This is a genomic window from Psychroserpens jangbogonensis (assembly GCF_000797465.1).
GTDB classification, from domain to species: domain Bacteria; phylum Bacteroidota; class Bacteroidia; order Flavobacteriales; family Flavobacteriaceae; genus Psychroserpens; species Psychroserpens jangbogonensis.
This window is the reverse complement of record NZ_JSWG01000015.1, coordinates 185,771-198,131: the sequence shown is the minus strand read 5'-3', so window position 1 is coordinate 198,131 and position 12,361 is coordinate 185,771. Positions and strand designations below refer to the sequence as shown.

13 protein-coding genes and 1 riboswitch are annotated in these 12,361 nt (G+C 32.1%); of the genes, 5 read left to right on the top strand and 8 right to left on the bottom strand.

What is annotated here, in order from left to right:
* Positions 1-34: 34 nt before the first annotated feature.
* The 3 genes from RH81_RS14700 to RH81_RS14690 form a co-directional block, all read right to left on the bottom strand.
* Entirely contained in the window at positions 35-580 is a 546-nt protein-coding gene (locus tag RH81_RS14700; protein WP_033961665.1) for a hypothetical protein, read from the bottom strand.
* Between the two features lie 107 nt (positions 581-687).
* Entirely contained in the window at positions 688-1,116 is a 429-nt protein-coding gene (locus RH81_RS14695) for a DUF2147 domain-containing protein (protein WP_033961663.1), read from the bottom strand.
* A 1-nt stretch (position 1,117) separates the two neighbouring features.
* Positions 1,118-2,038, bottom strand: coding sequence for a YihY/virulence factor BrkB family protein (locus RH81_RS14690; protein WP_033961661.1), 921 nt, complete (start codon positions 2,036-2,038; stop codon positions 1,118-1,120).
* 185 nt (positions 2,039-2,223) lie between these two features.
* Here RH81_RS14690 and purB point away from each other — a divergent pair, with 185 nt between their 5' ends.
* A complete protein-coding gene (gene purB / locus RH81_RS14685) occupies positions 2,224-3,567 on the top strand; it encodes an adenylosuccinate lyase (protein WP_033962185.1) in 1,344 nt (447 codons plus the stop codon).
* A gap of 2 nt (positions 3,568-3,569) precedes the next feature.
* Positions 3,570-3,752: a hypothetical protein gene (locus RH81_RS14680; RefSeq protein WP_033961660.1), complete on the top strand. Its 183-nt coding sequence runs from the start codon at positions 3,570-3,572 to the stop codon at positions 3,750-3,752.
* Positions 3,753-3,810: 58 nt separating this feature from the next.
* Here the strand turns inward: RH81_RS14680 and RH81_RS14675 are convergent, their stop codons facing one another.
* Genes RH81_RS14675 through RH81_RS14660 form a run of 4 tightly spaced genes read right to left on the bottom strand, consistent with a single transcriptional unit; the run spans position 3,811 to position 6,031 of the window.
* A complete protein-coding gene (locus RH81_RS14675) occupies positions 3,811-4,356 on the bottom strand; it encodes a DUF4252 domain-containing protein (RefSeq protein ID WP_033961658.1) in 546 nt (181 codons plus the stop codon).
* A gap of 7 nt (positions 4,357-4,363) precedes the next feature.
* The gene (locus RH81_RS14670) at positions 4,364-4,936 is read right to left on the bottom strand and encodes a DUF4252 domain-containing protein (protein WP_033961656.1); all 573 of its coding nucleotides are present in this window, start codon (positions 4,934-4,936) and stop codon (positions 4,364-4,366) included.
* A gap of 32 nt (positions 4,937-4,968) precedes the next feature.
* Positions 4,969-5,535 carry a hypothetical protein gene (locus RH81_RS14665; protein WP_193788476.1) on the bottom strand — a complete coding sequence of 189 codons (567 nt, stop codon included), beginning with the start codon at positions 5,533-5,535 and terminating at the stop codon, positions 4,969-4,971.
* Positions 5,522-6,031: an RNA polymerase sigma factor gene (locus RH81_RS14660; RefSeq protein ID WP_033961654.1), complete on the bottom strand. Its 510-nt coding sequence runs from the start codon at positions 6,029-6,031 to the stop codon at positions 5,522-5,524. Before RH81_RS14660 ends, RH81_RS14665 begins: the two co-directional genes overlap by 14 nt.
* A gap of 285 nt (positions 6,032-6,316) precedes the next feature.
* Here RH81_RS14660 and RH81_RS14655 point away from each other — a divergent pair, with 285 nt between their 5' ends.
* Entirely contained in the window at positions 6,317-7,759 is a 1,443-nt protein-coding gene (locus tag RH81_RS14655) for a S41 family peptidase (RefSeq protein ID WP_033961652.1), read from the top strand.
* Between the two features lie 38 nt (positions 7,760-7,797).
* On the opposite strand, the gene RH81_RS14650 is transcribed toward RH81_RS14655, so the two are convergent.
* Positions 7,798-9,729 (bottom strand): TonB-dependent receptor plug domain-containing protein, encoded by a 1,932-nt coding sequence (locus RH81_RS14650; RefSeq protein ID WP_033961649.1) that lies wholly within the window; start codon positions 9,727-9,729, stop codon positions 7,798-7,800.
* A 66-nt stretch (positions 9,730-9,795) separates the two neighbouring features.
* Positions 9,796-10,001, bottom strand: a riboswitch (cobalamin riboswitch).
* A 191-nt stretch (positions 10,002-10,192) separates the two neighbouring features.
* Here RH81_RS14650 and RH81_RS14645 point away from each other — a divergent pair.
* Both RH81_RS14645 and RH81_RS14640 read left to right on the top strand, forming a co-directional pair.
* Positions 10,193-11,347, top strand: coding sequence for an ABC transporter substrate-binding protein (locus RH81_RS14645; RefSeq protein WP_033961647.1), 1,155 nt, complete (start codon positions 10,193-10,195; stop codon positions 11,345-11,347).
* The gene (locus tag RH81_RS14640) at positions 11,348-12,358 is read left to right on the top strand and encodes a FecCD family ABC transporter permease (protein WP_033961645.1); all 1,011 of its coding nucleotides are present in this window, start codon (positions 11,348-11,350) and stop codon (positions 12,356-12,358) included.
* Positions 12,359-12,361: the final 3 nt, after the last annotated feature.

The window sequence follows — 12,361 nt, the reverse complement described above, 5'->3', positions numbered from 1 at the left end:
ATATTTATAATATAAAATTTAATTTCTCAAGACGCTAATAATCAGCATTAAAGAATCCGTTAGTTACACTTCTAGTAGAAGTATCATCATTTGACTCAGCAACAAAATTAAAATTCCCAGATATGATTTTATTATCTCTATCGATACTAAGAATTTTCAAATAGACTTCACCTCCTGTATCAATACTACCACTAAAATCTATACCATCTATTAAACTTGATCTACTGTAAATAAATTCAAGATCAAAATCTAGATTTTGCCCATCGATTTCCAAGTTGTTTTGAATATCATCAAAAGATTCCCCATATAGAGTCATTACGAATGCTATAATTTGACCATCAGTTGTTAAAAAGTTGGTGGTGATAATAAATGAGAAATCATCAATACCTTCAGCTACAAAGCTTTCAAAGCTTACACTTTGATTAGCTCTAGAATCAAAATTCATTTGAGACTCTCTAAAGCTCACGTAATATGGCGTATTATCCAACATAGGATCATCATCATTAGAATCACTAGAATCATCACTGCCACAGCCAATTAATAAAAAAGAAATACAAAAAAGATAAATAAGGTTTTTCATGATTGTTTAGTTTCTATTGGTTAGATATAATATCTAATAAAACTAATCAAGGTATTAAGTAGATTGATGTATTATTCGATGAACGACATATAAATTAGTCTAAAAAACTAACCTTCTATTCTCACCCAATATTGGGTTTTATAAAAGAATGCAATGTATCCTCTAACTTGTAACTGGTTTGGATTATCACCATCAAGTTTAAGTCGGCAGGTATATACTTTACCATTTTCAGGATTTGTAATGGTTCCGTTTTTATAAGCATCACCTTTTTTTTCCATATCTTTTATGATGATTAGACCCAAAATAGGCTTATTGTAGTCCTCACCATCACAATATTTACATGGCAAATATCGTTGAGAATCATTGAATATTTCGATAACCTTTCCGTAGATCTTACCATCCTTTTTATAAATTTCAACAATAGATTTTTCAATTCCAGTTTCATCATCAATGGTTTTCCACTGACCAAGTATACTTTGAGCGCCTATTGCTGATGAAAAACCTAAACAAAATATCAATAATAAAAAATAGCGCATATTACCTGTGTTTTCTTAATGTGTTTAATGAAACATTTAACTCAAAGCCCAATAATAAAATATTTGCGTTGAGCCATAAATAGAACATGAGTATTAATAACGCTCCAATAGAACCATATAGTTTATTGTATTGTCCAAAACTTTCGATATAGATACCAAACAAATACGAGGTTAGTATGATTAACAGCGTAGTAAACAGTGCTCCAACTGAGAAAAACTTGAATTTCTTGCCTTCTTTTGTTCCAAAATAATAGAGTGTGGCCGTTGCTAAATACACCATAATAATAAAGAATAAATATTGTGATAGCACCAATAAGAATCCGCTATTTTCATTTTCAACATGAGCGAATTCTACAATATTTTCTACCACATAAATATTAAAAAAACCTAGAACTGCAACGGTAAGAATCAATAAAAATGCAAGAATCAATGCAACTCCTAAGGCATAGATATATTGATTAAATATACTTCGAGTAAGCTGCTGGTGGTAGGAGCTTTCAAAACCTGAGAACACAGCATTCACACCATTAGCCATTAATAAAATTGAAACCAAGAACACAGATGAGATGAGTCCACCTCCTGTTATATTGTCAAAAATACTTTCATAAAAAAAGTCGGTAGTTGTTGGTGGCAAAAACGATTGTAGGAAACTTAAAAACTCGGTTTCAAAACCAGAAATTGGAATGTATGGAATTACGATAATCACAAATAACAAAAACGGAAATAATGCCATAAAAAAACTGTAAGCAATAGCACTTGCTCTTGTGCTCACTGTTCCTTTTACAATACCAATAATGTAAAGTTCTAATAAATCGTAAAGCGACAAACCCTCTAAAACCTTAAGTTTAATACTCTTAAAGAATTTTACCAGCAGATTTACTACAGGAATTTTCTCTAATTTATCTTCAATAGGTTTAGACATGTAGCGTTTTTGATATTGATTTTCATATAAGCACCAAACTAATTTGGACACTCGTAAAAGTAGAAAACTTATAACTACAAATTTAAGAAAAGTATAAAAACTTACAATGACTTATGCGTTGCTTCAACCGAAAACAATTATCTTTGCCAACTTATAGTTTTAGTCCAAAAAAAACAACACATCCAATGTCAATATCATCATTAAAGGCCATTTCTCCAATAGATGGTCGTTACAGAAACAAAGTAGACAATCTTGCACCATATTTTTCTGAGGAAGCTCTTATTAAATATCGTGTTTTAGTAGAAATCGAATATTTCATCGCACTATGTGAATTAAATCTACCTCAACTTTCAGATATTGATACGCCTGTTTTTGATGACTTAAGAGCCATTTATACTGGTTTTACAACTGAAAACGCACAAGCCATTAAAGATATCGAAGCCATTACTAATCATGATGTAAAAGCGGTTGAATATTTTATAAAGGAACAATTTGATAAATTAAACCTATCAAAATACAAGGAGTTTATTCATTTCGGATTAACATCTCAGGACATTAACAACACTGCCATTCCCTTGAGCATCAAAGATGCCATGAATGATATTTATGTGCCTGAATACTTTGAAGTCTTAAAAAAGTTAAAAGCTATTGCTACAGAGTGGAAAGACATTCCTATGCTAGCTAGAACACATGGGCAACCTGCATCTCCTACTCGACTAGGAAAAGAAATACAGGTATTTGTAGTGCGTTTGGAAGAACAGTTTAATTTATTGAACGATGTACCTAGTGCTGCGAAATTTGGTGGAGCGACAGGAAACTTCAATGCTCATAAAGTTGCTTATCCAGATGTAGATTGGAAAGCTTTCGGAACTCAATTTACTCAAGAGAAATTAGGCTTACAACATTCGTTTCCTACAACACAAATTGAACATTACGATCATATGGCTGCTTTATTTGATACTTTAAAGCGCATCAATACGATTATTATAGATTTAGATCGTGATATGTGGACTTATGTATCAATGGAATATTTTAAGCAAAAAATTAAAGAAGGTGAAGTTGGAAGTAGCGCTATGCCACATAAAGTAAATCCTATAGATTTTGAAAACTCTGAAGGAAACTTAGGAATTGCTAATGCTATTTTTGAACACCTATCTGCTAAGCTTCCTATTTCAAGATTACAGCGAGATTTAACAGACAGCACAGTATTGCGTAATGTTGGAGTACCTTTTGGCCATACACTTATCGGTTTTAAATCGACTCTAAAAGGACTGAATAAGCTTTTATTAAACGAACCTAAGTTTGCACAAGATTTAGAAAACAATTGGGCTGTAGTTGCCGAAGCCATTCAAACCATCTTAAGACGTGAAGCGTATCCAAATCCTTATGAAGCTTTAAAAGGCTTAACGAGAACTAATGAAACGATTAACGAACAGTCCATTTCAAATTTTATTGATACTTTAGAGGTTTCTGATGCTATTAAAGCAGAATTGAAAGCAATAAATCCAAGTAACTATACTGGAATATAAACATGACGTTAAGCAAAAATACTTTAGCACTTATCTATACAGGCATTCTAGTTTTAGGCTTTTTTGTATCTGGAATTCTTGATGTCTTAGATTACATTATTGTTAAAGCACTTTTATTTTCCGGATTTGCATTTCTTGGCGCTGTACTTGTTTGGATAGCAGTTAAAGAATCTGATACCAAATAAAGAATCACCTTAAGCAGAACTCAAGGTGATTTACATTAACATTCTCAATACGAATCAGTTATTGAAAAAATTTAGTGATTTCTTTTAATTGAGATTCCTCAATATTGCCTTCATCTAAAACGGACGCTAATTTCATTATTTTGGAGAAATTCATATCATCTCCAAGAACTCTTACGACTGCAAAACCAGTTTCATTAGAATTCCCTAAAAGAATAAACTCATCTACATTGTCACCTTCACCTATACACTTAACAATGAATTTTCCATCAGTAGAATTTCCGCCACGCATAAGTTCTTCATATTTAGGATTCTCTAATATTGTTAGAACTTTAGCATATTCAGTATTCATTTCTTCTGCATTACCTTCATCTGCAACATAAGCCACAAGACTTAATTTATCTACAGAATCGTAAGCTTCTTTTTGCTCTACATCCAATAAAGTTTCGTCTATTTTCAGTAAGCTAATTGGCACATCTAAAGATGTAAATCCAGGTGCAAGTTCGCTATCTACATAGAAACTTTGCAGTGTTGGACCTTGGTTGCAACTTTGTAAAGCTACAACCAAGAACAACATCATGATTAAGGTTTTGATTGATGAATTCATTGTGTTATTAGTTTTTATCTTTTCCAGCTTTTTTCAACTGGTCGCCTCCTGGCATATTCATTTGACTTGTCAATTTAGAGATTTGTCTTAAATCAATATCTCCTGTTAAAGTCAATAAAACTGTTTCTATTTCTCTTTTCTTTCCATTGATAGTGATGTCTTGACCTTGCGTCATTTCCTTGATACCATTAACGAACATTAAAAGTTCTTTAACATGGTTTTCATCTTTACCTTCTCTTACATAAAAGTTTACGGTTTGATCACCATCTTTTACACGCATCAGCTCTTCCATTTTAGAGTTTTTCAAATACTTAGCTACTGTTGCATTCATATCTGATGAAATTTTCTCATCACCTGTTGTAAATACTTTAAAGCTTGTGATATTTTTAGCCATATCAATATAGCCTTGCATTTCTGGATCATCAGCATCAATTCCCATTGTTGCTAACATTTTAAACATTTTCTGGTTTACGATTACAGATGTTACATCTTCTTGATCTTCAAACTTATCAAATACACTTTGTGCGTTTGCCACGAATGACGATACCAATATTGCTACTATTACTATTAAATTTTTCATGTTTACTTGTTTTTAATTGATTACTTGTTTTTTTAATTGATTACTTGTTTTCTTTTTGTGTTCTTCAAAAATTTGTTTGTTGTTTTTCCGAGTTTATTTACATAACTCGCTTTTTCGGCACCTACATTAAAACTTTCTGATGCCAGGCCTAACGTATTAAAACTTGAAACGCCTTGGTTAAAATTTTCTGACACAGTACCTAAAGCACTTAAACTTGAGGTTCCTTTATCAAAATTTGAAGATAGCATCGCCAGAGCTTCTTTGGTTTCGAGATACATTTCTTGCTCTTCTTCAGAATATTGAGCAAATGTTTTTGGTTCTCCACCAATTTGCGGAATAAAAATTCCTAACATTAGAACTGCTACTGCTGCGACAGAAATCCATTGATATACGAAGTTTTTCTTAGGTTTTAATGGAACGTCTTTAGTATATAGTTCTTGTTTTGTTGTCTTAAAATATTGAAACATAACTCTGTACGATTCTAAATGAGGAGCAACATTGTCTTGTACAAAGTAGTCTTTCAACTTCTGCTCTTCCTTTAGCGATGTTTCGCCGTTGTCATACTTTTCTAATAGTTTTTCTATGCTATTTAACACCATAACTGTGGGTATTAGTTAATTTTTCTCTTATTGTTTTTCTCGCTCTTGATAATGCTACTCTAATTGCTGTGGGATTCATATCTACCACTTTGGCTATTTCGTCAAAATCATATTCTTCAATATCTCTGAGCTGTAATATTATTTTTTGTTGTTCTGGTAAATCTTCAATTATTTTTGAAACCCAATCAACACTATCTCTATTTTCTACTTCTTTTTGTAAAGACGTATTGTGATCTTGGTAATTACTATGAACTATCTTTAAATTCTGAGCTTGTTTCGATTTTAAACGATCTAAGCAAAAATTTTTTGTCATTGTCATCGAAAACGCTTCAACATTTTTGTAGTCGCTAATTTTCTGTTTATTCCGCCACAGTTTCATTAAAATCTCTTGCGTTGCATCTTCTGCTTCTTCATTAGAAACCAGAAGTCTTTTTGCTAATCGAAAGACTTTATCCTTAAAAGGCATTACTAATTTTACAAAATCAGTCTGTGTCATTGTTTGGTTGTTAGTTCAAAGCAGGTGATTATTCTGCTTCTTATTATTACGACGAACATGTATTTGTTTTGTTACAATCAAATAAAAAAAATAATTCAAGATGCTATTTTTAAGCCTTACTTCCTACACTCAAGATATTAACAAAGTCAATACCCACAAAGCTTTCAAGCTCAAACAAAAGAACAGCCCTCTTAAATTTTTTAATTTACAATAATGTAAGTAAATTTATAGTTTAGTAGACTATAGTATAGTTAGTTTACAATAAAGATTGAAAAAGAAAAAGATATGAGACTTATAAAACTATGCCTACTACTCTTAGTAGCGCTTACACTTACCAACTGCTTTGAAGACAATGATGATAATTCCATAGCTGCCAGCGAGATTAATGACTTTGTCTGGAAAGCAATGAATGCTTCCTACCTTTATAAAGTTGGAGTTCCAGACTTAGCTAACGATCGTTTTTCGTCTGACGGAGATTATAGAGCCTACCTCAACCAATTTTCTACACCTGAAAGTATTTTTGAAAGTTTAATATTTGACAGAGAGGTCGTGGATCGTTTTAGTTTTATTATACCAAATTACCTTGATTTTCTTCAAAGTCAACAAGGGAACTCTCTATCAACTGGGTTAGAGTTTGATTTCTATTTCAAACCAGGCAGTGCTACTGAAGTCTTTGGTATTATTAGACTTGTTCTTAATAACAGTGCTGCGGACAATCAAGGTTTGCAACGCGGACAAATATTTGATGCTGTAAATGGCGTGCCTTTATCAGAAAACAATCTAAGTGAATTACTTAATCAAAATTCGTACACATTAAATTTTGCCACCTATAATGATAATGGAACACCTCAAGTTGAAGATGACATTATTGAATCTACACCAAATAGCATTAGTCTTACCAAACAGTCTTATACCGAAAACCCAATACATCAAGTAGACATAATAGATGTTGATGGTGAAAATGTTGGTTATATCGTTTATAATGGGTTTAATAGTAATTTCGAAGACCAACTTAATTCGGCCTTCGGTCAGCTTTTAGCTAGTAATGTGCAACATTTGATTTTAGATCTTAGATACAATCCTGGTGGCTCTGTAAATACAGCAGCCATATTAGGAAGCATGGTTACTGGTCAGTTTAACGGACAAGTATATTCGAAATTAATCTACAATGAAGATTTACAGCAAAACAATAGTGATTTTAAATTTGTAAATAGTTTTGATGGTAATGCTATCAATAGTTTAAATCTGAACAAAATTTATGTATTAACGACTGATGCTTCTGCATCTGCAAGTGAATTAGTCATTAATAGTTTAGATGAATATATAGATGTGGTTCAAATTGGAGATAACACTGTAGGAAAAACTCAAGCGTCTTTAACGTTATTTGATTCATCTGGCTTTGGTCCTAATGACATTAACCCAAACCATACCTACGCATTGCAACCATTAATAGCTAATTCAGTTAACGCTAATGATGAAGCCGTACCTGCAACCGGTTTAACTCCAGATATTGCTTTAAATGAAACGCCTCGCAATTATGGGGTCCTTGGTGATATCAACGAGCCTTTATTGGCAGCAGCTATTTTAGACATACAAGCGTTAGGTCGTAACGGACAAGTTCAAGTTGAATTTAATGCAATTAAAAAAGAAATCAACTTAAGACCTTTTGAAGATCAAATGTATATTGACATTGAAGATGTTTTTTTAAACCGTGTCCAATTTGAATAACTTCAAAAAAAAGCCACTTTAAAAGTGGCTTTTTAATTTTATAAACTCAATGTAAATCCTAAATTGATATTTCGTCCTTTGGTTGTATAACCAAACAACTCTTCATATTCTTCATTTAAAATATTATTGATATTCGCAAAAACCGTCATACGATTATTAACTACTTTATGACTGATGTAAAAATCAACTAAACTGAATGATTTCAGATTAACGGTTTCACTTACAAACGTTGCGCTATTAAAAAAGGCATCGTCACGATCGTCATTATACTGATAGTTTAAACTCATGAATGTTTTATCGTCCAATTGATAATTAAACGCTGCATTCACCTTAATCTCTGGGATTCTAAGGTTTAATTCATCTTCTACCTTTGTATAAGTTCCGTTAACTAAAAACTTTAATTTTTTTGTTAAAATCACATCCGCAACAAGCTCAATTCCGCTAGCTGTAAAGTCTTCATCTGTATTTGCATATTGAAACACAAAATTTCCTAGATCAACAAAATCAACAAAATTCTCTTCAAAGCGATTAAAATAAACCACGCTAATTGTCGCTTTATCTTTTATGTTTACTTCAGCTCCAACCTCAATCGTTCTATTCTCCTCAGGCTTTAAATCGATATTTCCATAGGTAGGCTCAAACAATTGATATAATGAAGGCGCTATAAAAGCTGTACTATAACTAGCCAAACCTTTTATATAACCAAAACTAAGATCTTTCTTAAATGATGGATTTAAACTATACACCAAATGATTACCATATTCACTATGATTGTTTAAACGTAAACCTGCATTTATATTTAATCCAAAGTCTGATACATAAACCACATTTGCATAAGGATCAACAATTATAAATGTAGCATCATCAGAATTAATATCCTGTGCAAAATCTGTTCCTCCAAAAGGAATCGAAAAGCTTTCAATCTCATTTTGCTGTGCATTTACACCTAAAACAGTATAGAATTTATCACTAAAATTGTATCGGTTATAAATATCACCTACAAAACTTTCTGATTTGAACTGGGTTGGAAAACTCGATTGAATATCACGTTCTATATTATTATAGGCAGCATTCATCGTTATACTTCCTTTTTTGTAGCTAAATTCAGGAGAGACTCCAATTCTGTATTGACTTGTTGTAGATAAGTTATCTGCATCTGCAAAATTAAAACCATCATCAAATTCTGCTTTAATCTTATCAAAACTAGTATAGGTATTCAGTTTAAAACTATCTGAAAACTGGTAACCTAACTTTAAATAACCATTGTGTGTATTAAATGCATCTGCATCTTCACCAACTGACACAGCAGACAAACCATCTGTATATTGATGACTAAAACTAGCCAAATATGTAAACTTGTCTAGAGAGCCATTTACAGATACGCTATTTAAAACATTCTCAATTCCATAATCATTGTCATCCTGTGACTGATTAGTACCAAGCGTGCTTCTCAAATTAACAGCAACGGCATCTTTTGTAGCTTTCTTAAGTTTAATATTAATAACAGCTGATGCTGCTCCAGTTCCATAAAGTGTACTTGAAGCGCCTTTTAAAATTTCAATACTTTCAACTTGATCCGCATTGAGTAGACGTAAATCATAATCATTAGCAATTTGAGAGGCATCTGTTACAGCAATTCCATCAATTAAAATAAGAACCTGACGATTTCGTCCACCACGAACAAAGTAATTTAAATTTTGTCCTGCATTACTTCGAGAACCATTAATTTCAATACCTGCAGTATTGTTGATGATCTCTGCTACTGATTTTCCTTGAAAATTTTCAAGATCTTTTTGTGTTATTTTGGTAATAACCTTACCAGAATTTTCTCGTTTTAATTTGAATTTAGAATCTGTAACTACAACCTCATCTAATTGTTCAACTTTTAACGAATCGACTTGCTGTTGCGCAAAGCCTAATGTTGATATACCAATTGTTAGCATACCAAAAACCATTGTTTTTGTGTTCATTGTAATTTAATAATTACTCGGAATAGCATGAATTTTCATACCAAAACTTTTATCCCGAAAGTTTGACTTATTTGTTTGAATTTGGCAGGTCTCCTGACTTGCGTCTTGCTATTGGTCTTCCCAGAAATAATTTCCAGTGACTATGAAGGTAATAACAAGCTTGATAGCTTACAGTTGCGGGAACAGTTCTGGACTAGAAAAAATTATTTCTCACCAGATTCCCTTTTAATCCATTCGGTAAACCGAATGAAACCTAAATTCGATGCAAAAGTAAATGGATTTTTTAATGCAAACTAAATAATCTTACTTTTTCTTATTCATCTTATAGATCAGATAAATAAAACCTATTAAAAAATGAAGTAATATTATTCCTCCTGCTATATATATTGTTAAATTTGAATTATCGTGCATAACAGTAATTTTAATCAAATTTAGAGATTGTATCTCATTCTAACAGTTACAAATGTTACATAAAAAGATTCTATTGATTATTTTTCTTAGCCTATTTGTTTTAATAGGTTGCAAGGAGGAAAAAAGTGTTAACCAAACTAGTACTTCTACTCTAGAAGAGCAAAACAACAGCTATGCTGAAGGGTTTAAAATTGCAAAACATAAGACTCATACCATTTTAAACATCTCTAATCCTTGGCCTAAAGCTGAAAAGAGTTACAATTATGCATTAATACCAAAGGCAAATGTTCCTAAATTAACTTTAAATAAAGATGAGTTTGATGGATTAATAACTACTCCAGTTCAAAATATAGTGGTCACATCAACAACTCACATTCCTGCACTTGAACTTTTAGGTGTTGAGCAAACTTTAGTTGGTTTTCCTGGAACTGATTATATTTCTTCGGAAAAAACTAGAGTACGAATTGACAATGGACAAATTAGAGAACTTGGTAAAAACGAAGGGATTAACACAGAAGTTTTATTAGAATTACATCCAGATGTAGTTGTAGCTTTTGGAATTGATGGCACAAATAAAAGCATGAAAGTTATAGAAAAAGCAGGTATTCCTGTAATCTATAATGGCGATTGGGTAGAAAAATCACCTTTAGCAAAAGCCGAATGGATTAAGTTTTTTGGTGCACTATACAACAAAGAGAAAGAAGCCGAAGCTATCTTCACCCAAATTGAAACGGATTATAATGACGCTAAAAAAATAGCTTCCGAAGCTAAAACAAAACCTACAATATTGTGTGGAGCGATGCACAAAGACATCTGGTATTTACCAAATGGAACAAGTCCTGAAGCACAATTTTTAAAGGATGCTAATACCAATTATTTATGGAGTGAAACAAAAGAATCCGGAAGTATTGCATTGAGTTTTGAGGCTGTTTTTGAAAAAGGAAAAAATGCGGAGTTATGGTTAAGTCCGTCATATTACTCTAGCTATGAAGCTTTGGAAAAATCAAGTAGTCATTATAAAGAATTTGATGCCTTTCAGAATAAAACAATTTACACCTTTTCTAATACAACAGGTGAAACTGGAGGTGTTTTATACTATGAACTTGGTACTTCAAGACCAGATTTAGTATTGAAGGATATGATTAAAATATGTCATCCAGAATTATTAGCTGACTACAAACCAACGTTTTTCAAACCTCTTAACTAGTTGAATACGAAATATACATATACGTTTATTTTTTTATCAATATTACTATTATTGTGCTTTTTAGCGAACATCAGTTTAGGTTCTGTAAGTGTACCAACTAAAGAAGTTTTTAGCAGTCTTCTTGGAATTTCTGATAACTACATTATACAAAATTACAGATTACCAAAAGCAATAACAGCAATTTTGGTAGGTTCTGGATTAGGTATTTCAGGACTTCTGATGCAAACACTTTTTAGGAATCCATTGGCTGGACCATTTGTTTTAGGAATTAGTTCTGGTGCAAGTCTTGGTGTAGCTTTAGTTATTTTAGGTTCTGGTTTATTTGGAGGTGTATTTGCAACTCTTTTGATTTCAAAATGGAGTATTGTGATTGCTGCTAGTTTAGGTAGTTTCCTTGTTTTATTGGCTGTGTTATTAGTGTCTTCAAAAGTTAGAGATACTATGGCTATATTGATTATTGGTTTAATGTTTGGAAGTATCACAGCAGCTGTCGTGAGTGTCCTCTCCTATTTTAGTTCTGCAGAACAATTACAACAATACATTTTTTGGGGATTTGGCAGCTTAGGAAACCTTTCATGGAATGAACTATTTATCTTTTTCTGTATTTATGTTTTCGGAATAGTATTAACCATAGTATCGATAAAAGCATTAAATACGTTTTTATTAGGAGAAAATTATGCCAAAAGCTTGGGATTAAACATCAAGCAAAGTCGATTAATCATCATATTGGCTACTAGCTTACTTGCAGGTACTATTACTGCATTTGCTGGACCAATAGCGTTTATTGGATTGGCAATTCCGCATATGACAAGGCAATTATTCAACACATCAAATCACAAAATATTGTTGCCAGCAGTATTCCTGTTTGGAGCAATAGTGATGCTTATTTGCGATAGTATTGCACAAATACCTACAAGTGATTATACATTACCTATTAACGCTATAACGTCGCTAATTGGTGCACCTGTAGTAATTTGGTTATTAGTTAGAAAACGTAAAATGACATTTTAAAGT